The organism is Klebsiella sp. A-Nf5 (assembly GCF_002810545.1).
GTDB lineage: Bacteria > Pseudomonadota > Gammaproteobacteria > Enterobacterales > Enterobacteriaceae > Klebsiella > Klebsiella variicola.
In genome coordinates this window covers 13477-38407 of the sequence record NZ_PIOG01000281.1, presented here as the reverse complement: position 1 = coordinate 38407, position 24931 = coordinate 13477, and the positions used below count along the sequence as shown (strand labels likewise).

The 24931-nt window shown below is 57.5% G+C and carries 20 protein-coding genes; 7 read left to right on the top strand and 13 right to left on the bottom strand.

Going from position 1 to position 24931, the window contains the following annotated elements:
* Positions 1-490 precede the first annotated feature (490 nt).
* On the top strand, positions 491-2881 hold the full coding sequence (gene malP / locus CWM53_RS29250) for a maltodextrin phosphorylase (protein WP_100631032.1): 2391 nt from the start codon (positions 491-493) through the stop codon (positions 2879-2881).
* 10 nt (positions 2882-2891) lie between these two features.
* Positions 2892-4985, top strand: a complete 2094-nt coding sequence (malQ, locus tag CWM53_RS29245) for a 4-alpha-glucanotransferase (RefSeq protein WP_100631033.1) — start codon at positions 2892-2894, stop codon at positions 4983-4985.
* Positions 4986-5087: 102 nt separating this feature from the next.
* Here the strand turns inward: malQ and gntT are convergent, their stop codons facing one another.
* The 3 genes from gntT to gntX all read right to left on the bottom strand — a co-directional run bounded on the left by gntT (position 5088) and on the right by gntX (position 8049).
* Positions 5088-6404, bottom strand: a complete 1317-nt coding sequence (gene gntT / locus CWM53_RS29240) for a gluconate transporter (RefSeq protein WP_008806999.1) — start codon at positions 6402-6404, stop codon at positions 5088-5090.
* 336 nt (positions 6405-6740) lie between these two features.
* Positions 6741-7316, bottom strand: a complete 576-nt coding sequence (nfuA, locus tag CWM53_RS29235; RefSeq protein ID WP_061153097.1) for a Fe-S biogenesis protein NfuA — start codon at positions 7314-7316, stop codon at positions 6741-6743.
* Between the two features lie 58 nt (positions 7317-7374).
* Entirely contained in the window at positions 7375-8049 is a 675-nt protein-coding gene (gene gntX / locus CWM53_RS29230) for a DNA utilization protein GntX (protein ID WP_074387053.1), read from the bottom strand.
* A gap of 39 nt (positions 8050-8088) precedes the next feature.
* On the opposite strand from gntX, the gene bioH reads away from it, so the two are divergent.
* On the top strand, positions 8089-8862 hold the full coding sequence (bioH, locus tag CWM53_RS29225) for a pimeloyl-ACP methyl ester esterase BioH (RefSeq protein ID WP_100729734.1): 774 nt from the start codon (positions 8089-8091) through the stop codon (positions 8860-8862).
* Positions 8863-8982: 120 nt separating this feature from the next.
* Complete coding sequence (locus CWM53_RS29220) at positions 8983-9252, top strand: YdgH/BhsA/McbA-like domain containing protein (protein WP_002920510.1); 270 nt, start codon at positions 8983-8985, stop codon at positions 9250-9252.
* Between the two features lie 86 nt (positions 9253-9338).
* On the opposite strand, the gene feoC is transcribed toward CWM53_RS29220, so the two are convergent.
* The 5 genes from feoC to greB form a co-directional block, all read right to left on the bottom strand.
* The gene (feoC, locus tag CWM53_RS29215; protein WP_004202151.1) at positions 9339-9578 is read right to left on the bottom strand and encodes a [Fe-S]-dependent transcriptional repressor FeoC; all 240 of its coding nucleotides are present in this window, start codon (positions 9576-9578) and stop codon (positions 9339-9341) included.
* Positions 9579-9587: 9 nt separating this feature from the next.
* Positions 9588-11906, bottom strand: a complete 2319-nt coding sequence (gene feoB, locus CWM53_RS29210; RefSeq protein ID WP_100676293.1) for a Fe(2+) transporter permease subunit FeoB — start codon at positions 11904-11906, stop codon at positions 9588-9590.
* Positions 11907-11933: 27 nt separating this feature from the next.
* Entirely contained in the window at positions 11934-12161 is a 228-nt protein-coding gene (gene feoA / locus CWM53_RS29205) for a ferrous iron transporter A (protein ID WP_002920506.1), read from the bottom strand.
* A gap of 418 nt (positions 12162-12579) precedes the next feature.
* A complete protein-coding gene (locus tag CWM53_RS29200; protein WP_100729735.1) occupies positions 12580-14910 on the bottom strand; it encodes a Tex family protein in 2331 nt (776 codons plus the stop codon).
* 100 nt (positions 14911-15010) lie between these two features.
* Positions 15011-15484, bottom strand: coding sequence for a transcription elongation factor GreB (greB, locus tag CWM53_RS29195; RefSeq protein ID WP_008807004.1), 474 nt, complete (start codon positions 15482-15484; stop codon positions 15011-15013).
* Positions 15485-15711: 227 nt separating this feature from the next.
* On the opposite strand from greB, the gene ompR reads away from it, so the two are divergent.
* The gene (ompR, locus tag CWM53_RS29190) at positions 15712-16431 is read left to right on the top strand and encodes a two-component system response regulator OmpR (protein ID WP_001157751.1); all 720 of its coding nucleotides are present in this window, start codon (positions 15712-15714) and stop codon (positions 16429-16431) included.
* On the top strand, positions 16428-17783 hold the full coding sequence (envZ, locus tag CWM53_RS29185; protein ID WP_008807005.1) for a two-component system sensor histidine kinase EnvZ: 1356 nt from the start codon (positions 16428-16430) through the stop codon (positions 17781-17783). Before ompR ends, envZ begins: the two co-directional genes overlap by 4 nt.
* 77 nt (positions 17784-17860) lie before the next feature.
* Here the strand turns inward: envZ and pckA are convergent, their stop codons facing one another.
* The 5 genes from pckA to CWM53_RS29160 all read right to left on the bottom strand — a co-directional run bounded on the left by pckA (position 17861) and on the right by CWM53_RS29160 (position 24017).
* Positions 17861-19483, bottom strand: a complete 1623-nt coding sequence (gene pckA / locus CWM53_RS29180) for a phosphoenolpyruvate carboxykinase (ATP) (RefSeq protein WP_100676292.1) — start codon at positions 19481-19483, stop codon at positions 17861-17863.
* Between the two features lie 359 nt (positions 19484-19842).
* Positions 19843-20727, bottom strand: a complete 885-nt coding sequence (gene hslO, locus CWM53_RS29175) for an Hsp33 family molecular chaperone HslO (protein ID WP_162676854.1) — start codon at positions 20725-20727, stop codon at positions 19843-19845.
* Positions 20728-20745: 18 nt separating this feature from the next.
* Positions 20746-21147 carry a ribosome-associated heat shock protein Hsp15 gene (gene hslR, locus CWM53_RS29170; protein ID WP_008807008.1) on the bottom strand — a complete coding sequence of 134 codons (402 nt, stop codon included), beginning with the start codon at positions 21145-21147 and terminating at the stop codon, positions 20746-20748.
* On the bottom strand, positions 21144-21827 hold the full coding sequence (yrfG, locus tag CWM53_RS29165; RefSeq protein WP_074387058.1) for a GMP/IMP nucleotidase: 684 nt from the start codon (positions 21825-21827) through the stop codon (positions 21144-21146). Before yrfG ends, hslR begins: the two co-directional genes overlap by 4 nt.
* Before the next feature lie 60 nt (positions 21828-21887).
* The gene (locus CWM53_RS29160) at positions 21888-24017 is read right to left on the bottom strand and encodes an intracellular growth attenuator family protein (protein WP_100631037.1); all 2130 of its coding nucleotides are present in this window, start codon (positions 24015-24017) and stop codon (positions 21888-21890) included.
* 320 nt (positions 24018-24337) lie between these two features.
* Here CWM53_RS29160 and nudE point away from each other — a divergent pair, with 320 nt between their 5' ends.
* Positions 24338-24898 carry an ADP compounds hydrolase NudE gene (gene nudE / locus CWM53_RS29155; protein WP_012967138.1) on the top strand — a complete coding sequence of 187 codons (561 nt, stop codon included), beginning with the start codon at positions 24338-24340 and terminating at the stop codon, positions 24896-24898.
* Positions 24899-24931 lie beyond the last annotated feature (33 nt).

Sequence of the window (24931 nt, the reverse complement as noted above, 5' to 3'; positions counted from 1 at the left end):
TCACAAATTTTGACATTGGTTGAGAATGGGGAAAAATCGCAGACAGGACTCGCCGTCAGCGGTTTTTAGACGGCGGCTGGCGGAGCGGGGAGAGATTTATTTTATGTGAAGAGTAGTCGTTTGTTTTTATTAAATTATTGTCAGTGATTTCTTAGAAGTAATCTTTTTTGCGGGGCAATGTGATGAAATGTGCTTATTTCTCCAGAGCGCTCTATTTATTTTTTTAATAACCTGGCGAGAGGCGGGAAGATTTTTAGCGCGTATTGGCCTGTAACAAATTTTTACCCTGCGGACGTCGCTTCTTGATTGTCATACGGCGGTGATTTTTACAGCATATTTTTGCCTTCTCACCCACACTATAGTGTCCAGGATCACACTTTTCGCTCATCCCCGCCACTCCTCCCTGTCTAATCCCCGTCGGGATGAGGACGATGAATCGGGAGGTCGGCACACTAGCGCCATCGTTTTAGTAAAGGACCCGGATCTCATTATGTCACAGACTTCATTTAACAAAGCTCAGTTTCAAGCTGCACTGACGCGTCAGTGGCAGCATTTTGGTTTACAGTCCGCTTCCGAGATGACGCAGCGTCAATGGTGGCGCGCGGTCAGCGGAGCGCTGGCGGAACTTCTGTCGGCGCAGCCGGTGGCAAAACCAGCGCAAGGACAGCGTCACGTTAACTACATCTCGATGGAGTTTCTGATTGGTCGTCTGACCGGCAACAACCTGCTCAACCTGGGCTGGTACGAGGGCGTGAGCGATGCGCTGAAAGGTTATGACGTCAACCTCACCGATCTGCTGGAAGAAGAAACCGACCCGGCACTGGGTAACGGTGGCCTGGGACGTCTGGCTGCCTGCTTCCTCGACTCCATGGCGACCGTAGGCCAGTCGGCCACCGGTTACGGCCTCAACTACCAGTATGGTCTGTTCCGCCAGTCTTTTGACGATGGCCAGCAGATGGAAGCCCCGGATGACTGGGGTCGTAACAACTACCCCTGGTTCCGCCATAACGACGCGCTGGATGTCCAGGTTGGCATCGGCGGTAAAGTCAGCAAAAACGGCGAATGGCAGCCGGCGTTCGTCATTACCGGCGAAGCCTGGGATCTGCCGGTGCTCGGCTATCGCAACAATGTCGCCCAGCCGCTGCGTCTGTGGCAGGCCAAACACGCCCATCCGTTCAACCTGACCAAATTCAACGACGGCGATTTCCTGCGCGCCGAGCAGCAGGGTATCGACGCGGAAAAACTGACTAAGGTGCTGTACCCGAACGACAACCATCAGGCCGGTAAAAAACTGCGCCTGATGCAGCAGTACTTCCAGTGCGCCTGCTCGGTGGCCGATATCCTGCGCCGCCATCATCTGGCAGGTCGCAAGCTTTCCGAACTGGCGGACTACGAAGTGATCCAATTGAACGATACGCACCCGACCATTGCTATCCCGGAACTGCTGCGCGTGCTGATTGATGAGCACCAGCTGAGCTGGGACGACGCCTGGGCGATCACCAGCAAAACCTTTGCTTACACCAACCACACCCTGATGCCGGAAGCGCTGGAGTGCTGGGATGAGAAGCTGGTGAAAGCGCTGCTGCCGCGCCATATGCAGATCATTAAAGAGATTAACGACCGCTTTAAACTGCTGGTGGATAAAACCTGGCCTGGCGATAAGCAGGTCTGGGCGAAGCTGGCGGTGGTGCATGACAAGCAGGTTCGGATGGCTAACATGTGCGTGGTGAGCGGTTTTGCCGTCAACGGCGTGGCGGCGCTGCACTCTGACCTGGTGGTGAAAGATCTGTTCCCGGAATATAACCAGCTGTGGCCGAACAAATTCCATAACGTGACCAACGGCATCACGCCGCGCCGCTGGATCAAGCAGTGCAACCCGGCGCTGGCCTCGCTGCTGGATGAGACGCTGAAAAAAGAGTGGGCCAATGACCTTGACCAGCTGATCAACCTGGAAAAATACGCTGACGATGCGGCATTCCGTCAGACCTATCGTGATATTAAACAGGCCAACAAAGTCCATCTGGCCGAGTTTGTGAAGCAGCGCACCGGGATTGAGATTAACCCGCAGGCGATTTTCGATATCCAGATCAAACGCCTGCACGAGTACAAGCGTCAGCATCTCAACCTGCTGCATATTCTCGCGCTGTACAAAGAGATCCGCGAAAATCCACAGGTCGATCGCGTACCGCGCGTCTTCCTGTTCGGCGCGAAAGCAGCGCCGGGCTACTATCTGGCGAAAAACATTATTTTTGCCATCAATAAGGTAGCGGAAGCGATCAACAACGACCCGAAAGTCGGCGATAAGCTGAAAGTGGTCTTCCTGCCGGACTATTGTGTATCGGCAGCGGAAAAACTGATCCCGGCGGCGGATATCTCCGAGCAGATCTCCACCGCGGGTAAAGAAGCCTCTGGTACCGGCAACATGAAGCTGGCGCTGAACGGTGCGCTGACCGTCGGGACGCTGGATGGCGCTAACGTGGAAATCGCCGAACAGGTGGGTGAAGAGAACATCTTTATCTTCGGTCACACGGTAGAAGAAGTAAAAGCGCTGAAGGCGAAAGGCTACGATCCGCTGAAATGGCGTAAAAAAGACAAACTGCTTGATGCAGTGCTTAAGGAACTGGAGAACGGTACCTACAGCAACGGCGACAAGCATGCCTTCGACCAGATGCTGCACAGCCTGCTGCAGGGCGGCGACCCGTACCTGGTGCTGGCCGATTTCGCAGCCTACGTGGCGGCGCAAAAACGGGTAGATGAGCTGTATCGCGACCAGGAGGCCTGGACTCGCGCGACTATCCTCAACACCGCGCGCTGCGGCATGTTCAGCTCTGACCGCTCGATCCGCGATTATCAGCAACGTATCTGGCAGGCGAAACGCTAAAGGAAGGCCTATGGAGAGTAAACGCCTCGATAATGCCGCGCTGGCGGCGGGCATCAGCCCCAGCTATATCAACGCGCACGGCAAGCCGCAGTCTATCGCGGCTGTCACCAAACAGCGCCTGCTGGATGCGATGCATCGCTCTACCGCCGCCACGAAAGTGGCGGTTAACCCGCTGCCGAACGTGAAAATTTTCACCCACGGCAAAAAAATGTCGCTGCCGGTGGCAGGACGCGGTGAGTATCAGTGGATCCTGACCACTGAGGACGGTAAGCAGTATCAAGGGAAAACCCGCGGCGGCGAAGCACTGCCGCTGCCGGCCAAATTGCCGGAGGGGTACCACTCCCTGACCCTCACTCAGGAGGGGGAGCGCTGGCATTGCCGGACCATCGTCGCGCCAGCCCGCTGCTACGAGCCGCAGCCGCTAAAAGAGGGGAAAAAGCTGTGGGGCACCTGCGTGCAGCTTTATACCCTGCGTTCGGAGAAAAACTGGGGCATCGGCGATTTTGGCGATCTGCGGGCCATGCTGCCGGAAATCGCCCGCCGCGGCGGGTCGTTTATTGGCCTTAACCCGATTCATGCCCTCTATCCGGCGAACCCGGAGAGCGCCAGTCCGTATAGCCCGTCTTCACGTCGCTGGCTGAACGTCATCTACATCGACGTTAATGCGGTTGAAGATTTCCAGCGTAGCGAAGAGGCGCAGGCATGGTGGCAGTCCGCAGCGACCCAGCAGGCCTTGCAGGCGGCGCGGCAAACGGATGATGTCGACTATACCGCGGTCACCACGCTGAAAATGACCGCGCTGCGTATGGCGTGGAAACGATTCTCTCGTCGTGAAGATGAGCAGATGACGGCGTTCCGCGAGTTTGTCCTGCGCGAGGGGGAAAGCCTCTACTGGCAGGCCGCTTTCGATGCGCTTCACGCCTGGCAGGTACAGCAGGATCCGCTGCGCTGGGGCTGGCCGGCCTGGCCGAAGGCCTTTCAGGATATCGACAGCCCGGAGGTGAAAGCCTTCTGCATTGAGCATGAGGATGACGTCAGCTTCTATCTCTGGTTGCAGTGGCTGGCCTGGAGCCAGTTTGCCGCCTGCTGGGAAACCAGCCAGCGCGATAGCATGCCGATAGGTCTTTACCGCGATCTGGCGGTGGGCGTCGCCGAAGGCGGGTCGGAGACCTGGTGCGACCGTGAACTGTACTGCCTGAAAGCGTCCGTGGGCGCGCCGCCGGATATTTTGGGGCCGCTGGGCCAGAACTGGGGCCTGCCGCCGATGGATCCGCATATTATTGCCGCTCGTGCCTATGAGCCGTTTATCGATCTGCTGCGCGCCAATATGCAGAACTGCGGTGCGCTGCGCATCGATCACGTGATGTCGGTGCTGCGTCTGTGGTGGATCCCTTATGGTGAGACCGCCGACCATGGCGCTTACGTTCAGTATCCCGTCGACGATCTGCTGTCGCTCCTGGCCCTGGAAAGCCAGCGTCATCGCTGCATGGTGATCGGTGAAGATCTGGGCACGGTACCGGTGGAGATTGTCAGCAAGTTACGCAATAGCGGCGTCTATTCTTATAAGGTGCTCTATTTTGAGAGTGATGCAGAGAAAACGTTCCGCGCGCCGGCGCTGTACCCGGAGCAATCAATGGCTGTGGCGACAACGCACGACCTGCCCACCCTCCGCGGCTACTGGGAAAGCGGCGATCTGACGTTAGGTAAAGCGCTGGGGCTCTATCCCGACGAGGTGGTGCTGCGCGGACTGTACCAGGACCGTGAGCTGGCGAAGCAAGGGCTACTGGATGCGCTGCATAAGTACGGTTGTCTGCCCAAGCGTGCCGGACATAAGGCCTCGCTGATGAGCATGACGGGGATCCTCAATCGGGGGATGCAGCGTTACATTGCCGACAGCAATAGTGCCCTGTTGGGCCTGCAGCCGGAAGACTGGCTGGAGATGGCGTCGCCGGTTAACATTCCGGGTACCAGCACCGAATACCCGAACTGGCGCCGGAAGCTGTCCGTCACCCTGGAGCAGATGTTTGCCGATGAACAGGTCAATAAGCTGATTAAGGATCTGGATAAACGGCGTAAGGCGGCGAGCAAGAAAGCCGCCTCCTGATGACTTCCCGCCGCGTCGTTCGCTGCGCGGCGAAGAGCATGTCTGAAAAAAAAGGCCGGCCCGCATAATGCGGACCGGCCTTTTTCTATGGCGGGAGTTACCTTACACCACCATCCCCAGCAGCAGACAGCCTACCAGGCCGCACACGGAGATAATGGTTTCCAGCACCGACCAGGACCTGATGGTCTCGCCGATGGTCAGGTTAAAGTACTCTTTGAACAGCCAGAAGCCCGGATCGTTGACGTGAGAGAAGATAACGCTGCCGGAGCCAACGGCGATAACCATCAGTTCCGGGCTGACGCCGGTGGTGGCGATCAGCGGCGCGGCAATCCCGCCCGCGGTGATGGCGGCAACGGTCGCTGAACCCAGCGCGATACGCAGTACTGCGGCGATAGACCACGCCATAAACAGCGGAGACATGTTCGATTCGTGCATGATAGAGGCGATGTATTTATCCATGCCGCTATCCACCAGCACCTGTTTGAAGGCGCCGCCGCCGCCGATGATCAACAGCATCATCGCGATGATTTTAATAGAAGAAGTCAGGGTATCGTTGATCTGCTCCATGGAGCGGCCGCGGTTCAAACCGAAGGTGAACAGGGCGATCAGTACCGCAATCAGGGTGGCCATCACCGGGTCGCCGAAGAACTCAGCAATCGGCAGGAAGGCGTGGCCCTTCGGCAGGATCATCTCGGCCACGGCGCGCATCGCCATCAGGATCACCGGTACCAGCGAGGTCCAGACGCTGACGCCAAAGCCAGGCATCTCTTCTTCAGTGAATACTTTCGGGTTATGCAGGCCTTCCGGGATCGGCTTATCAATGCCTTTCAGGAAGCGCGCAAACACCGGCCCTGCCAGGATAACCGTCGGGATAGCCAGAATGGTACCGTAGAGCAGCGTTTTGCCCATATCGGCATGGAAGATGGTGGCAATCGCGGTCGGACCCGGGTGCGGCGGCAGGAAGCCGTGGGTGACGGAGAGCGCGGCAGCCATCGGGACACCGACGTACAGCAGCGGGATGCGGGCCGAGGCGGCGATGGTAAACACCAGCGGCAGCATCAGCACGAAGCCCACTTCATAGAACAGCGCGAAGCCGACGGTGAAGCCGGTCAGCACAACAGCCCACTGAATATGCTTCTTACCGAACTTATTGATAAGGGTGGTGGCGATACGCTGGGCGCCGCCGCAGTCTGCCAGCAGTTTACCGAGCATAGCGCCGAAGCCCATGATCAGCGCGAGGCTGCCGAGGGTGCCGCCAACGCCGTTCTTGATGGAGACGATCACTTTATCCAGCGGCATACCCTGCATTAATCCGACGGCGAGCGCCACCAGAACCAGCGCAATGAAGCCGTTCATTTTGAAACGGATCATTAACAGCAATAACAGGGCAACCCCGATAGCAACGATGATTAATGGCATGATTTACCTGGCCTTAATTTGTTATGGGTAACGTCAAAGTTTCAACCTGTAAGACATCTGCTCCATCAGGGAGCAAAATAGTCTGGCACCGTAAACACTTGCATTATCCTTACCCAGAGAAAGGATAGCTGGCTATTTTTTTGCCGGTGGTGCCTGAAGGGGATGATACGGGTAACATGTGAGGGTTGAGAATCACCTGACGGGGGAAAATGTTAAATATGAGACTTAAGTCATACTCTTTCCCCGGTTTTTGCCGGGCATTTAGCGGGAGATGTTGCGCGGTAACACAGAAAGGACCAGGGAGAGCCGGCGGCAGGTTGCCGCCGGAGAGAAAACTTAGTAGTAGGAGTGCTCGCCGCGCTGATGCTCGGTCAAATCGCGAACCCCTTTCAGCTCCGGAAACTCATTCAGCAGCTGTTTCTCAATGCCTTCTTTCAGGGTCACGTCGACCATCGAGCAGCCGTTGCATCCGCCGCCGAACTGCAGAATAGCCAGACCGTCGTCGGTGATTTCCATCAGCGACACGCGGCCGCCGTGGCCCGCCAGCTGCGGGTTAATCTGCGACTGCAGCAGGTATTCGACGCGCTCCATCAGCGGGGCATCGTCAGAGACTTTACGCATTTTAGCGTTCGGCGCTTTCAGCGTCAGCTGAGAGCCAAGCTGGTCAGTGACGAAATCGATTTCAGCGTCATCCAGATACGGCGCGCTGAGTTCATCGACATAGGCAGTCAGCTGTTCAAATTTCAGCGCCGTGTCGGTGTCTTCCACCGCATCCGGTGGGCAGTAAGATACGCCGCACTCAGCGTTTGGGGTGCCGGGATTAATCACAAATACGCGAATTTGCGTCCCTTCTTCCTGATTTGCCAGCAGTTTGGCAAAGTGCGCTTGTGCAGCATCGGAAATACGGATCATAGCGTTGGCCTAATAGTTGACTATTTTACTGGGTTATAATACGCCCATCAGCGGGGGTCTACAAGGTACGGCACAAACACCATACCTGAACCGTCGCGGCGCCGTTTCGCAAAAGCAGGCGGGATATCTCGGCGACGGTGCTGCCGGTCGTGACGACATCATCCACGATAGCGATATGGAGTCCCTGCACGGCAAATTCAAGCTGAAAGGCATTTTTCAGGTTCTGCCTGCGCAAACGGGCATTAAGCGAATGCTGAACGGCGCCGGCTCGCTGGCGCGTCAGACCATCGCGATGCCAAAAACATCCTCGCCAGCGGGCTAGCGGCCGGCACAGCTCGTCGCACTGATTATAACCTCGATGCCAGCGACGACGGCGCCACAGCGGTACGCCGACCATACCGTCCACCGGCGGCAAATCGTGCCGCTGCTTAAGGCGCAGCTGCAGCAGACGCGCCAGGGCGGGCCCCAGCTCCGGACGATGGTGAAACTTCAACTGCTGGACCAGACCGCTCAGCGGTGGGCGATAGTCGTTGACCGCCACCAGCCGATGCCAGGGAGGCGGCTTTTGCAGGCAGCGGCCGCAGGGGTGATGGGATGTCGCCGCCGGCAGGCCACACTGCGGGCAGAGCGGGGGGCAGGCGAGCAGGGCGCGGCTGCAACGAGAGCAGAACCCCCAGTGGGCGAGCGCCAGCGGCATTTGGCATAGCCAGCATAAGCTGTGTGCTGTTAGCATATTTGGCCTTCTGTCCAGTAAAAAAGAGAACGGTAACGGATGAACGACATCTGGTGGCAAACAATCGGCGAAGGTGATTGTCATCTTGTGCTGCTGCACGGCTGGGGGCTGAACGCTCAGGTATGGGATTGCATCACGCCGCAGCTGGCTTCGCATTTTACCCTCCACCTGGTGGACCTGCCGGGCTATGGCCGCAGCGGCGGATATGGGGCGATGCCGCTCGAGGCGATGGCGCAGCGGGTGCTGGAGCAGGCTCCTCCTCAGGCGGTGTGGCTGGGCTGGAGCCTGGGCGGGCTGGTGGCAAGCCAGGTGGCGATGATGCACCCGGAACGCGTGCAGGCGCTGGTGACGGTCGCGTCTTCCCCCTGTTTCGCGGCCCGTGACGACTGGCCCGGCATCAAGCCCGAGGTGCTGGCCGGGTTTCAGCAGCAGCTGAGCGAAGATTTCCAGCGCACCGTCGAGCGATTCCTCGCTCTGCAAACCATGGGCACAGAGAGCGCGCGTCAGGATGCGCGGGCGTTAAAGCAGGCGGTGCTCTCGCTGCCGATGCCTTCCGCCGAGGCGTTGAACGGCGGACTGGAGATCCTCAGAACGGTCGATCTGCGCCAGGCGCTGGTCGGGCTGCCGATGCCGTTGCTGCGGCTGTATGGTCGGCTGGACGGACTGGTGCCGCGCAAGATTGTTCCGCTGCTGGATAAGCTGTGGCCGGAAAGCGAGTCGATCCTCTTTGATAAGGCAGCGCATGCGCCGTTTGTTTCTCATCCCGCGGCCTTCTGCGAGCCGCTGCTGGCGTTGAAAAAGCGGCTGGGGTAATTTTTTTTGCCGTGCCATGGTAAAAGGGCCATTCCTAGCAATACTTAGGTTGTTACGGTGGTTGATTATTTCATTCCGCCACCGTGACCTACAATAACAACCTTATGGAGAGTAGAGGCTATGAAACTTGTTACAGGAATGGTTGCATCTCTGGTGATTGGCACTCTGTCGTTTGGCGCATTCGCTGCGAAAGAGATCCAAAAAGAAGACGTGGCGAAGATGAATTTGACCAAGGTCGGCAGCATCACGACCTCCAGGACGACGTCACCGATGGACGCTCGACGCGATCTGTCTAAAAAAGCGGATGAGCTGGGTGGGAAATACTTTGTGGTGATTGCCGGGCAGAAAAACGAAAAAACCGTTCACGCTAACGCTGACGTTTATAAATAATCCAGTCATAAAAAACGGGCCTGCTGGCCCGTTTTTCACTGATGTCTCACTCATTTACCTTGTTGCACGACCTGGCATGACTCCTTTCATCGCAGCGCCCACCACTCCTGCTGGCACGCCGCTTTCCCTTCAGGACAGCTTTTACAGCTGCCTGAGAGACAGCCCTCGCTCGTTTCGCTGATCCGTACCACCTTACCCATGGCTTCCATCCGTTCCAGCATCGCGTCAATCAGCGGCTGAGGCGTCCGCAGGCGGGCGCTGAGCTGTTTCGCCTCCATGCGGCCCTGCAGGGCCAGCATATCGCGGACTTCCATTAACGACGCCACAGACCCTCCTTAGTGGCAATCGCCAGCCGGGCTGGAACAGCAGGAGGCCGGCGTTTTTCGGGTGGCCAGCAGCGAGACATCCACCCGGCTGCGCGCCCGGCGCAGCAGGCCGAAGAGCACCACGTTGAACAACACCACCGCCAGGATACACACCAGGCTGTAGCGCGGGTGGTCGCTAAAGCTGACGGTCTGGTAGTAGAGCGTCGAGAGCGAATAGGCGATATTCAGCCCCCACAGGATGGAGAAGGTCATCCAGCCACGGCTCGATTCGCGGGCGATGGCGCCCATCACCGAGATGCAGGGGATATAGAGCAGGACGAAGATCAGGTAGCTGTATGCCGCCGCCGCGCTGCCAAATTTACTGCCCATCACGCCCATGGCGCCGGTGGCCATTTCGCCATCGCCTTTGCTGGCTTCGATGGGGTTGGCCAGGACGCTGAGGCTGAAGGTGTCTTTCAGTCCCTGCCATGTCTCGTCGACGGCGGCGAGCAGTTCTTCGCCGAGGCTGAAGGTCTGCGGATTGAATTCCTCATTCTGGATATCTTCGGCGGTATAGAGCGTGTTCAGCGTACCGACCACCACCTCCTTCGCCATCGCGCCGGTAAACAGGCCGACGGTGGCCTGCCAGTTATCTTCATGCACGCCGATCGGTTTAAATACCGGCGTAATGACCCGGCTCACCGAGGCCAGCGCGGAGTCGTTGATGTTGTCGACGACCTTACCGCTCAGCGAGAAGCTGTTCAGCGCGCTGAGGAAAATGCTGACAATGACGATCACCTTCCCGGCGCGCAGCACAAAGCCTTTCAGGCGCTGCCAGGTCTGGATAATCAGGCTCTTGATGTGCGGGACGTGGTACACCGGCAGCTCCATCACGAACGGCGAGGCTTCACCGCGCATAATGGTGTGCTTTAGCATCAGGCCGGTGAGAATGGCCATCACAATGCCCAGCACGTAGAGTGAGAAGACCGCCAGCGCACCGTTCTGACCAAAGAACGCGGCCGCGAAGACAGCGAAGATCGCCAGCCGCGCGCCGCAGGACATAAACGGCGCCATCATAATGGTCATCAGACGCTCGCGCGGCGCGTCAAGGGTGCGGGCGCCCATCACCGACGGCACGTTGCAGCCGAAACCGACAATCAACGGGACAAAGGATTTCCCCGGCAGGCCGAGGGCTTGCATCAGGCGGTCCATCACAAAGGCGGCGCGCGCCATGTAGCCGGAGTCCTCAAGGAAGGAGAGGAACAGATACATCATGCCGATCTGCGGCACCAGCGGCAGCACGGTGTTGATACCGCCGCCGATCCCCTGGGCGAGGAAGACGGTCAGCCAGTCCGGGAAGTGCAGGGTGTAGCCCAGCCATTGAATACCGTGAATAAAGACCGCGACTGAGCCGGCATCGAAAATCGGCTGCAGCGCGCCGCCGATGTTGATCGCCAGCAGGAACATCAGGTACATGACAAAGAGAAAAATCGGCAACCCGAGGAAGCGGTTAAGGATCACTTTGTCCATTGCCGCGGTGAAGCGGCTTGGCTCGGCGGTCAGGGTGTTGCTGACGGCGTCGCAAACGGCGGCGATGGTCTGATAGCGCGCGTCTGCGATATGCAACGCCGGGTCGTCGATCTCGTCGCTGAGATTCGCCAGAGCAATATCCAGTTTATCGGCGGCGTCGCCGGCATAGGCCCGGCTGTAGATATCGCCCTCCAGCATCTGCAGACCCAGCCAGCGCCGTTGCCGGGTCGGGATCTGCGCTGACATTTGCTGCGCCAGCAGGTCAGCTTCGCGCAGCAACGGCTGCGGATAGTGAACCAGCTCAATATCGCTGTTCGCCTGATGACGGTCGAGGGCAATCTTCAGCGCTTCGATCCCACGTCCGCGGGTCGAGACCAGCGGAATGACCGGACAGCCGAGACGGGCGGCGAGGGCGTCGATATCAATTCGCACCTGCTGCTTTTCGGCGATATCCAGCATGTTCAGCGCGACGACGCAGGGGATCCCCAGCTCAAGCAGCTGCAGCGTCAGATAGAGGTTTCGCTCGAGGTTGGAGGCATCGACCACGTTAATCAGCACGTCGGCATCGCCGCTCAGGATGTAGTGGCAGGCAATCTGCTCGTCCAGCGAGGTCTGCGAGGAGATAGTGGTCAGGGAGTAGGTCCCCGGGAGGTCGACCAGCGTGACCTGGTGGTCAGTGGTGGCGAAAACCCCCTCTTTACGCTCAACGGTGACCCCGGCCCAGTTGCCTACGCGCTGGCGGGCGCCGGTCAGCTGATTAAATAAGGTGGTCTTGCCGGAATTAGGATTACCAATTAAACCAACGGTTAATTTTTTCATATTTCACACTCTTGTGCCGGCCAGCCGTTATTGTGCAACCGCTTCCAGTTCGATTAAGGCGAGATCTTTTTTGCGTAATACCAGACTGACGCGTCGGGTTTCAATATGAACAGGATCGCCGAGCGGCGCTACGCGAACCACATGAAAAGAGGAACCGGGCAGCATGCCGAGGGAAAGCAATTTCTGACGGTATGCTGGGCTAATATCGCGGGAGAATCCGGTAATTTTCCACGCACTATCAGGTGTGAATTGCATAGGGCCTACTTGTGTATCGCTAACCGAAGAAGAATTGACCGGGCGTCTGGGACAGCCGCGCCGGGGACCGTAGCCAACGAAAAAGGAAAAAGCGTACTGAAAATGATGATAATGAGAATGGTTTTTATCATCAATACATATGATGCGCTAAACGCTATTTTTATAGCGAAAATCACCTTTTTTTTGATATGCCGCAAAGTCCGGCTGTAATCAGAAATGCGCGAAATATTATTTCGTCGGTTTAATGTTTAATTAAGGTTTCTTAAGTTAACGAAATGAAAATATTAATTTCGCTGTCTTTCCTGAACGGAATTAATGCAGGCTATCAGAAATGACTGAACCCGTTTTGCGCGTAATGGCGGCCGTGTCGCCAGGGTATGAAAAATGAAAACTGCCCCTGAACAGGGGCAGGAAGAGATTAGCGTTTTTTACCCATTGCCGCGGCCAGGGCATCCATCATCGCGCTGTTACCCGTAGGCTGTGCCTCGCGACCGCGGGGTTTGGCGGCTTTCGCGGCCGGGCGGTTACCCTGCGGGCGATCCTGACCGCCGCCGCGGCGGACGTTGCTGTCGCCTGGCTGCTCGTCGAGACGCATGGTCAGGGCGATACGTTTACGTGGCAGATCGACTTCCATGACCTTCACCTTCACGATGTCGCCCGCTTTCACCACGGTGTGTGGATCTTCAACAAACCGGTCAGAAAGCGACGAAATGTGAACCAGTCCGTCCTGATGGACACCGATATCGACAAACGCGCCGAAGTTGGTGACGTTGGTGACGGCGCCTTCCAGGATCATCCCCGGCAGCAGATCGTTCATGGTCTCTACGCCATCAGCGAATTTCGCCGTCTTAAACTCCGGACGCGGATCGCGGCCCGGTTTTTCCAGCTCTTTGATAATGTCGGTGACGGTCGGAACACCGAACTTCTCATCGGTGAAATCCGCGGCCTTCAGATGACGCAGTTCGCTGCTGTTGCCCATCAGATCTTTCAGCGCCTGCTGGGTGGCGGCCAGAATGCGTTCAACCACCGGATAGGCTTCCGGGTGCACGGTGGAGGCATCCAGCGGGTTATCGCCATGGTTGATACGCAGGAAGCCCGCACACTGTTCAAAGGCTTTCGGCCCCAGACGGCTGACTTTCAGCAATTGCTGGCGATTCTGGAACTGGCCGTTCTCGTCGCGCCAGGCGACGATATTCTGCGCCATCATGCGGGTCAGGCCGGCGACGCGAGTCAGCAGCGGAACGGAGGCGGTATTCAGATCAACGCCGACGGCGTTCACGCAGTCTTCTACCACCGCGTCCAGCTTACGCGCCAGCTGGGTCTGGCTAACATCGTGCTGATACTGGCCGACGCCAATCGATTTCGGGTCGATTTTCACCAGCTCGGCCAGAGGATCCTGCAGACGACGGGCGATGGAGACCGCGCCACGCAGCGACACGTCAAGGTCCGGGAACTCCAGCGCCGCCAGTTCGGAGGCGGAGTAAACGGAAGCGCCCGCTTCGCTGACAATCACCTTCTGGGCGGTGACTTTCGGGAACTGTTTCTGCACGTCGAGGAAGAAACGCTCGGTTTCACGCGACGCGGTACCGTTGCCGATAGCCACCAGCTCAACGTTGTACTTTTCACACAGCGCGGCAACCGCCACCGCCGCTTTAGCGGCCTGCCCGGTATGCGGGTAGATGGTATCGGTAGCCACCAGCTTGCCGGTACCGTCAACGACGGCGACTTTAACGCCGGTGCGCAGGCCTGGATCGAGTCCCATGGTGGCGCGTAGCCCGGCGGGCGCCGCCATCAGCAGGTCGTGCAGGTTACGGGCGAAGACGTTGATGGCTTCGTCCTCCGCGCGCTCGCGCACGGTGCCCATCAGCTCGGTTTCGAGATGCATCAGGACTTTGATGCGCCAGGTCCAGCTGACGACGCCTTTACGCCAGCTGTCCGCCGGGGCGTTGTTCAGGCGCAGGCCAAGGTGGTCGATAATAATTTGCTCGCCGTGGCTCTCTTTCGGCGGCTCGTCAAACTGCGGATCGGCGTTTAAAGAGAGCTGCAGCACGCCTTCGTTGCGACCGCGGAACATCGCCAGCGCGCGGTGCGATGGCACGGTGGCGATCGGTTCATGGTGATCGAAGTAGTCGCGGAATTTGGCGCCTTCCTCTTCTTTGCCGCTGACGACGGTGGAAACCAGGTGCGCGTTTTTCCACAGATAGTCACGGACCTTAGCCAGCAGCGCGGCGTCTTCGGCAAACCGCTCCATCAGAATATAGCGCGCGCCGTCCAGCGCCGCTTTGCTGTCGGCGATGCCGTTGTCAGCGTTGATGTATTTTGCCGCCTCGGCTTCCGGCTCGTGGGCCGGTTCGTTCCACAGCAGCTCAGCCAGCGGCTCCAGCCCGGCTTCGATGGCGATCTGTCCGCGGGTACGACGCTTCGGCTTGTACGGCAGGTAGAGGTCTTCCAGTTCAGTTTTGCTGAGCGTGGTGGTGATGGCTTTTTCCAGCGCGTCGGTCAGTTTGCCCTGTTCACCGATGGATTTGAGGATCGCCTGACGACGGTCTTCGAGTTCGCGCAGATAGCCGAGGCGGGTTTCCAGATTACGCAGCTGCGTGTCATCCAGACCGCCGGTGACTTCTTTACGATAACGTGCAATAAACGGCACGGTGTTCCCTTCATCAAGCAGGCGAACGGCAGCTTCTACCTGTTCGGCTCTGGCCTGAAGTTCACCCGCAATAATGCGGCAGAGCGAATCATTCATCATGGCTTTTAATTCATCTTTAGGGTCAAAAATCAGGGACTAGTTATACGGACTGACGGCTGAAAATGCCAGCCGCGCCCGGTGTCTCTCGGAAAGTTCTTGTCTATTTTACGTATTCGATCTCGTTGACATACCAGCTGGCTTCGCCCGCCGGCGTGTTCACGATAGCCAGATCGCCGACCTCTTTTTTCAATAAGGCGCGCGCCATTGGCGAGTCGATGGAGATGTAGTCTTTGCGGCCAAAAATCTCATCGTAGCCGACGATGCGAAAGCGTTTGGTGTCACCCTCGTCGTTTTCGATCTCTACCCAGGCGCCGAAGAAGACTTTGCCTTCCTGCTGCGGGGAATAATCGACTATCTTTAACTGCTCCAGACATTTGGTCAGATAGCGGACCCGGCGGTCGATCTCCCGCAGGCGCTTTTTGTTGTACTGGTAGTCCGCGTTCTCGCTGCGGTCGCCAAGGCTGGCGGCCCAGGTCACCTTTTTGGTCACTTCCGGGCGCTCCTGGCGCCACAGGTAGTCCATTTCCTGCTTCAGTTTTTCATATCCCTCGCGGGTGATCAGCGGCGTTTTCATCGTGAGTTCAACCTTCTGACAGTCTGTCGTTGCGCACAATTTGTAGCGCGTAATAATACCGACAGGATAAATACTGTGTCTTATGATTAAATGTATACTTAACCTGCTGTTAAATATGCTTTGTAACAATTTAGCCTGGAATGTATACCAGATTTAGCTGGTGAGCGCGCCGGGCTTTTTTGAGAATACGCACTGACTATTGCAGTGAACCTTTGGGAGTACAAACAATGCAAGAGAATTATAAGATTCTGGTTGTGGATGACGACATGCGCCTGCGTGCGCTGCTCGAACGTTATCTGACCGAGCAGGGCTTCCAGGTTCGTAGCGTGGCGAACGCCGAACAGATGGATCGTCTGTTAACCCGTGAATCCTTCCACCTGATGGTGCTGGATCTGATGCTGCCTGGGGAAGATGGTCTCTCGATTTGCCGCCGTCTGCGCAGTCAGAGCAACCCGATGCCGATCATTATGGTGACGGCGAAAGGTGAAGAGGTCGATCGGATCGTTGGCCTGGAGATCGGTGCCGACGACTACATTCCAAAGCCGTTCAACCCGCGTGAACTGCTGGCCCGCATCCGGGCGGTACTGCGCCGTCAGGCGAACGAACTGCCGGGCGCGCCATCGCAGGAAGAGGCGGTTATCGCCTTTGGTAAATTCAAGCTGAACCTGGGCACCCGCGAGATGTTCCGTGAAGACGAGCCGATGCCATTGACCAGTGGTGAATTCGCGGTCCTGAAAGCATTGGTCAGCCATCCTCGCGAACCGCTGTCGCGCGATAAGCTGATGAACCTCGCCCGTGGGCGTGAATATTCAGCGATGGAGCGCTCCATCGACGTACAGATCTCCCGCCTGCGCCGCATGGTGGAAGAGGACCCGGCGCATCCGCGCTATATCCAGACCGTCTGGGGTCTGGGCTACGTCTTCGTCCCGGACGGCTCTAAGGCATGAAACGCGTGCGCTTTTCGCCGCGCAGCTCCTTTGCTCGCACGCTGCTCCTGATCGTCACCTTGCTGTTTGTCAGCCTGGTGACGACCTATCTGGTGGTACTGAATTTCGCGATCCTGCCGAGTCTCCAGCAGTTTAATAAAGTGTTGGCCTACGAAGTGCGTATGCTGATGACCGACAAACTGCAGCTGGAGGATGGCACCCAGCTGGTGGTGCCCCCGGCGTTTCGTCGTGAAATTTATCGTGAGCTGGGGATTTCGCTCTATTCCAATGAAGCGGCGGAAGACGCAGGGCTGCGCTGGGCGCAGCATTATGAATTCTTAAGCCAGCAGATGGCGCATCAGCTCGGCGGCCCCACTGAGGTGCGGGTGGAGGTCAATAAAAGCTCCCCCGTGGTGTGGCTGAAGACCTGGCTGTCGCCCAATATCTGGGTGCGGGTACCGCTGACCGAGATCCATCAGGGCGACTTCTCGCCGCTGTTCCGCTATACCCTGGCGATCATGCTGTTGGCGATAGGCGGCGCCTGGCTGTTTATCCGTATTCAGAACCGTCCGCTGGTGGATCTCGAACACGCGGCGCTGCAGGTCGGGCGCGGTATTATCCCGCCGCCGCTGCGTGAGTACGGCGCCTCTGAGGTGCGCTCTGTGACCCGCGCCTTTAACCATATGGCCGCGGGTGTGAAGCAGCTGGCTGACGACCGTACGCTGCTGATGGCCGGGGTCAGCCACGATTTACGTACTCCGCTGACGCGCATTCGTCTGGCCACCGAGATGATGGGCGAGCAGGACGGCTATCTCGCGGAGTCGATCAACAAAGATATCGAAGAGTGCAACGCCATCATCGAGCAGTTTATCGACTATCTGCGCACCGGGCAGGAGATGCCGATGGAGCTGGCGGACCTCAATGCCGTGCTGGGCGAAGTGATCGCTGCAGAGAGCGGCTATGAACGTGAGATCGCCACCGCCTTACAGGCCGGTGAAATCCCGGTACGCATGCACCCGCTTTCTATCAAGCGCGCGCTGGCGAATATGGTGGTGAATGCGGCTCGCTATGGCAATGGCTGGATCAAGGTCAGCAGCGGCAGCGAAGCGAGCCGGGCCTGGTTCCAGGTGGAAGATGACGGGCCGGGGATCAAACCTGAGCAGCGCGAACATCTGTTCCAGCCGTTTGTGCGCGGCGATAGCGCCCGCAGTACCAGCGGCACCGGGCTGGGGCTGGCGATTGTTCAGCGTATTATCGACAATCATAATGGCCGGCTGGAGATTGGCTCCAGCGAACGCGGCGGATTACTGATCCGCGCCTGGCTGCCGGTGCACCGGATGCTGGCGCCGATGAAACCCACCAAAGAGAGCTGAGTGCGGCCGAGGTTGGCCAATCAGGACGTTGCACAACAAAAAGCCGGGCAAGCCCGGCTTTTTCACCTCTGCGCCCGTTAGCGCTGCGGTCCTGCCGCGACCAGCGCGGCACCCGCTGGCGTATCGGTATATTTCTCAAAGTTCTCAATGAACAGCTTCGCCAGCTGGTCGGCTTTTTCCTGCCACTGCTCCGGGGAACCATAGGTGCTGCGCGGATCGAGGATCTGGGTATCCACGCCCGGGAGCGCCGTTGGGATCTGCAGGTTAAACATCGGCAGGGTAAAGGTCTCCGCGTTGTCCAGCGAGCCATTGAGGATGGCGTCGATGATGGCGCGGGTATCTTTAATCGAGATGCGCTTGCCGGTGCCGTTCCAGCCGGTATTGACCAGATAAGCCTGCGCGCCAGCCGCCTGCATGCGTTTGACCAGCACTTCGGCGTATTGCGTCGGGTGCAGCGACAGGAAGGCTGCGCCAAAGCAGGCGGAGAAGGTTGGCGTGGGCTCGGTCACACCGCGCTCGGTACCGGCTAGCTTGGCGGTAAATCCGGACAGGAAATGGTACTGCGTCTGATCGGCGGTCAGGCGGGAGACCGGCGGCAGTACGCCGAACGCATCGGCTGTCAGGAAGATCACTTTGGTGGCATGGCCGGCTTTGGAAACCGGTTTAACAATGTTGTCGATATGGTCGATGGGGTAGGAGACGCGGGTATTTTCGGTCTTCGAACCGTCATCGAAATCGATCGTGCCATCGGCGCGCACCACCACGTTTTCCAGCAGGGCGTTGCGGCGGATGGCATGATAGATATCTGGCTCGGCCGCTTCAGAGAGCTTGATGGTCTTGGCGTAGCAGCCCCCTTCGAAGTTAAACACGCCGTCGTCATCCCAGCCATGTTCGTCATCGCCAATCAGGCGGCGTTTCGGATCGGTGGAGAGGGTGGTTTTGCCGGTGCCTGAGAGGCCGAAGAAAATGGCGACATCGCCTTTCTCGCCGACGTTAGCAGAACAATGCATAGAGGCGATGCCCTTCAGCGGCAGCAGGTAGTTCATGATCGAGAACATCCCTTTCTTCATTTCGCCGCCGTACCAGGTGCCGCCGATCAGCTGGATGCGCTCGGTGAGGTTGAAGGCGATGAAGTTTTCCGAGTTCAGACCTTGCTCTTTCCACTGCGGGTTGGTGCACTTCGCGCCGTTCATTACGATGAAGTCGGGCTTGAAGTCTGCCAGCTCTTCGTCGCTCGGGCGGATGAACATGTTTTTAACGAAGTGCGCCTGCCAGGCCACTTCGGTAATAAAGCGCACGCTGAGACGGGTATCGGCGTTGGCGCCGCAGAAGGCGTCGACGATAAACAGGCGTTTACCAGACAACTGCTGGGTGACCAGTCCTTTCAGATGTTGCCAGGTTTCCTGTGAAAGCGGCTTGTTGTCGTTTTTCCCTTTGCCTTTATCAGACCACCAAACGGTATCGCGGGTGGTGTCGTCGCGAACGAGGTACTTATCTTTCGGAGAACGACCGGTAAAAATGCCCGTGTCGACGGCGATAGCACCCAGACTGGTTAATACGCCACGTTCGTAACCTTCCAGGCTGGGGTCGAGCTCTTCCTGAAACAACATATCGTAGCTGGGATTGTGGACGATATCCTGAACGTCATTGATACCATAAGCCTTGAGATCCTGCGGGGTTAAACCATGATTAACGCGCATGTCACTGCTCCTTAGCCAAGATGTACTGCTGTAAATTGTAGGGTTTATTACCGGGTATTGACCGCGACCAGGCTCATAGATTTACGTATCTCGACATTCCTCAGAATGACGAAAAAAACGGTGACTCCTGTCACGAAGTGAAGTGGATTATCTCAGGAAATGGGCGGATATTGGGGGTAGATGTTTATTAATGGTTAAAAAGTAATTAAAAAAACTGCTGAAATGTGAATGTAATCGCTTTCCTGGAATAAAATTACGTAACTCTTTCAGCGAAAATCGATTCAACTCGTGAATAAATGGAAGTCAGGCACAGCGCGATGAACAACATCGCCGCCCTGTGCCTGTGGAAGACGCGGGGATTAATGGACCTGCGGGTCGGCCGGAGAGGCGTTATTACGGATCTCGGCAATATCCATGGCATTGAAGATATAGTGGCTACCGCAGTAGTCGCAGTGCATATCAATCTCGCCCTCATCAGCGAGGATGCTATCTATCTCTTCATCCGGCAGAGTCTTCAGCGCGCCAGCGCAGCGTTCACGAGAGCAGGTGCACTTGAATTCGACGCTCTGAGGCTCGTAGACCGTGACCTCTTCCTCATGGTACAGACGCCACAGCACATCGTTCGCCGGCAGGGTGAACAGCTCTTCCGCCTTGATGGTCTCGGTGAGCGTCGCCAGGTGTTCGAAGTCGGCAGTCTGGGCATCCTGCGCCGGCATCACCTGCAGCAGCATCCCGCCGGCCATCGGCTGGCCTTCATGTTCCCCGGTGCGAATGATTAGGCGTGTCGGCAGCTGCTCTGAACGCTGGAAGTAATCTTCCAGGCAGGCGGCCAGCGTATCGCCTTCGAGACCGACCACACCCTGATAACGCTCACCCTCTTTCGGGGAGATGGTAATGACCAGATAGCCGTTGCCAACCATCGTTTTCAGATCTGCATCGTCCGCAATATCACCCTGCACGCGCGCGACGCCGCGCAGCTGCTGCTGGTTATTGCCGTTGATCACCGCCAGCTGTAAAGGACCATCGCCCTGCAGCTGAACGGTAATGTCGCCAGCAAACTTCAGCGTTGCAGTCAGCAGGCTGGTGGCGACCAGCAGTTCCGCCAGCACCGTTTTCACCGGCTGCGGATAGGTGTGATTCGCCAGAATCTGTTCCAGGGTTTCCGACACCGTCACCAGCTCGCCGCGTACGGCATAGTTTTCAAACAGATAACGATGTAATTGATCGTGTTGAGTCATAATCATCTCTCTTTCTGGCGCGAGTTACTCACTCTCGCCGTGTTTAAATCTCATCAGGTCGCGGCGTTCTTTCTTGTCCGGACGTCTGTCAGGGTGCGGCATGGTCAGGGCGTTCATTTTGCGCGCCAGGGCCACTTTTTCACGCTTTTCGATACTTTCCGCCGTCTCTTCATACAGGGCGACAGCTTCACTTGCCGGGCGGCGCTGCTCGGTGATACCGACGATTCGTACCGTACGCTCGTCGTTGCCCTGTCGCAGCGTCAGCATGGCGTCCAGTTCGACAATTTTCCCGGGCTTGCTGCGTTGTCCGTTGTAATGCACCTTGCCGCCTTCAATCATCTCCCGCGCCAGCGCGCGGGTTTTGTAAAAGCGAGCGGCCCAAAGCCATTTGTCCAGTCTGACGGTTTCGCTGGGCTTCTCTTTCATCGCCTCTCCTTCGGGGTAAGCGAAGGGATCAGTCGCCGGTAATCATTCAGCCCCGGATGGCGCAGATACTGCTTTTCCGCCAGCCCGGAGTCGGGATTAGTAATGCCCAGGCAGTAACGAATGCCAAATTCCCTCGCGGCATCCAGAATCGCCTCGCTGTCGTCGACAAACAGCGTTTTACGCGCCTCAAGACCGGTCTCCTCCGCTACGGCGCGCCACAGGCGCTGATCCTCTTTCGGATAACCAAATGTGTGGGTGGAAAGTAATAAATCAAGGTGCGCATCCAGGCCGGTATGTTTGAGCTTCACCGCCAGATTGTGGGGATGGGCATTGGTCAACAGAATGCGTCGCTTACCGCAGGCCTTGAGCGCATCAAGGAACGGCACCGTATCCTCGCGCAGCGTGGCGCGCGGACCCTGTTCACTGGTCATCGCACAAATATCCAAACCCAGGCGCTCGCTCCAGTAATCCAGACAATACCAGTTTAGCGTATGCTGCACGGCGTGATACTCCTGGCGCATGGCGTCTTTCGCCTCCTGCAGATTGAGGCCGCGGGCGGCTCCCCAGGTTTCAGGCACCAGCGTTTGCCAGAAATAGTTGTCGAAAGCGAGGTCCAGGAGCGTGCCGTCCATATCCAGCAGAACGGTATCAACCTCCTGCCAGGCGATATCAAAATGCATGATGACTCTCCAGCGAGCAGAAAATGGGCGACAGGGTATCATACCCCGTCGCCGGGGAAATTAATCTTGCGGGTCAGACGCGGGGAGCAGCACCGGGTTCAGGCAGCTTTCGTAATATTTCTGAATCTCTTCCATACGCTGGCGATGGCGTTGATAACGACGCAGCGCCTGTACGCCGTGGTAAGCCATGCATCCCAGCATCGACAACAGCAGCAGCGTAATGCCCAGATAGCGCCACAGCCCGCTGCGATCAGGGATGCGATGCAGGTTGATATGCTGGGTGCTGTTGGCGTCGGTGAACAGGTTGGTGACGATCCCTTCGGCGTGGAAAGGGGTATGCATGAGCATACCGGCCAGCCGCCGCAGCTCGCTCCACTGCTCGTGTGCCGGATAATCATACAGGCTCACCGCCGGCCACGGCTGATTGACCAGCACGTTGCCCTCATCGCTGGCGATTAAGAAACCGCCGGGCGCCGGGCTGTTTAGCGCCTGCGCGGCTCGCGAGGTTTCACGCATCACAAAGGGGGCGGTGGAGGTGGTCACCAGATTCTCCAGCGACTCCGCGCTGACCGGGCGCAGCAGCACGTTCACGCCATCCAGTTTCCCGGCGGTGGCGCGCTTGGTCAGCGCCTCCCAGTTACGGGTATTTCCGAGGTTGACCAGCGCATTCTTCAGGCGCAGGCAGTCATCCTTTGCCGAGCAGAGATCGTTAGTTTTCAGGACGATATCGCCGAAATCATCCAGCAGCACCATGCCTGATTTCTGTATAGCGGAACGCAACGCCGGGCTGACGCGGGAGTCATCGTCGGTTTCCGGATGCAACTGCCGCTGGACGGACTGCATCAGGGCGGTCGCTTTGCTGACAATATCAGACTCCGGCAGCGGCAGAGGAGGGGCATCGTTCCATACAATCTGTGAACAATCGAAAGGCAGGAACGGCGAATCCTCTTTGGCCGACCAGCTACCCGGCGTGCGGATATTACACATCCCGGTGCCTGTCAGACGCAGCGTATCACCAATGCGCACATGGGCTTTCGCCAGCTGGTCGACGGTAGTCGCTTCAATCGTCTGGGCGCCCTTCAACCACGACAGGGTGAACTTAAACGGCATATTCAGCGGTACGCTGGCCCACAGCATGACCACCACCACCAGCGCGCCGGCGGCGATAATCGCGCTGCGCAGCCAGTACTGGAGCGGGAAGTTTTTCACTTCATCATGGAGCGACAGGTAGCGTCCCTGGCGGGCCACGTGGCGGTTGAGATAGATATCAATATCGGTCTGCTGCCCCAGGTCCTGCGCGATCCACGGCTGCCAGTGGCGCGGATAGATGAGATCGATAATGCCCAGTGAGATGTTATTGATATGCTCTTGATCGTTTTCGCCAAACAGTCCCCAGCGCTTGGGGACGCCCCGCAGGCAGTGAATTTCGCGCAGCGCGGCGCGGCGCGGTGGGGCATAGATCCCCCAGATGCCGGCGGCGAGAAGCAATACACCCGCGGCCACCAGCCAGGGGGTAAAGACGGCTGGCCCAATCAGGCTGAAATAAAAGAACAGGAAGGAGGCGACGATCAGGATCGCTTCGCGTAGTCCATCCGGCCGGTTCAGCGCGTGTTCTTCCGGGCTTTCCCGACGGATCTGCCGCAGCTCAACCTGCTCACTTTCTTCGCCGCGAATGGAGGCCTGGGTGGCCGATGCGCGTTCCAGGGCGTAGCTTTGCGCTTCCTGGCGATAGTCGCTCAGGGAATGACCGTTGAGCGTGATGACCAGCGGCAGGCTGTCGGTGGGGATCAGCTCGACGCTGTTTTCGTCGTTAATATGCTGTTCCCAGAATGGCGGCAGATGGACTTCCACCGAATCGAGGAAGTAGCGCCATTTGTTCGGCGCGTCGGTGGTGATCCCGTAGCGAGTAATGGCTCGCGTCACGGCGTAGACAGTATCACTCTGTTCGTTCAGCGCCAGAACAATGGGCGCCGTCGTTGCGCCGGACGCCGGGACCTGCAGGGCGCGGCTGAGCTCCGCAAGATACTTTTCGATAGCCTGACGCTCATCGGCAGGAAGCGGCCGCGTGGTCGCGTCGCTAAAGGCGTGCAGTAGAGGAAGGCGTCGACGTCTGGCGTGAGAGCGATACCACCATCCGATGAGCAATACGCAGATTAGCAGAGCTATAAGGAAAATCAGAAAGGTGCCCATGCCCATCCCATCATAGTTATTTTTTTCTTACGATATCGTCGGTGAACGTCAATACTAACGTCAAGCTGCAGTGTTAGCGGCGCACCTGGTTACAGGGTAGTGAATATGTCATGCAGCAGCGTATAAGCTTACCAAAAACGTTAATGCGCAGAAATCGGTAAATTCTCAAACAGAATTCAAGCTATTGACTTTTTTATCTTTATTACTTTCCCCTTTGCCGGTAAAAGGTTACAACTCTGTAAATAAGTAGCGATTTGGATTGCCGAAAGCGTGTTGCGTATCGCACAATGACTGCTTAATCACAGCATAGACCGATGACAATGAGCAAATCATTACAAAAACCCACCATTCTCAATGTTGAAACCGTCGCCCGTTCGCGCCTCTTTAATGTCGAAAGCGTCGATCTGGAATTCAGCAACGGTGTGCGTCGCGTTTATGAACGTATGCGGCCGTCTACCCGTGAAGCGGTGATGATTGTTCCGATTGTTGATGATCACATTATTTTGATTCGCGAGTATGCCGTCGGCACGGAATCCTACGAGCTGGGTTTCTCCAAAGGGCTGATTGACCCGGGTGAAACGGTGGATGAAGCAGCCAACCGCGAGTTGAAAGAAGAGGTTGGCTTTGGCGCCAATAAGCTGACGTTTCTGAAGAAGCTCAGTATGGCCCCCTCCTACTTCTCCAGCAAAATGAATATCCTGGTGGCGGAAGACCTTTATCCTGAGTCGCTGCCGGGCGATGAGCCCGAACCGCTGCCGCAGGTGCGCTGGCCGCTGGCGCAGCTGATGTCGCTGCTGGATGAAGAAGATTTTAACGAGGCTCGTAACGTCAGCGCGCTGTTTTTAGTGCGCGAATGGCTGCTGGCTCAGGGCCGACTCTGAGAGAAAGCGCGCCGTTAGCAGCAATAAAAAAGC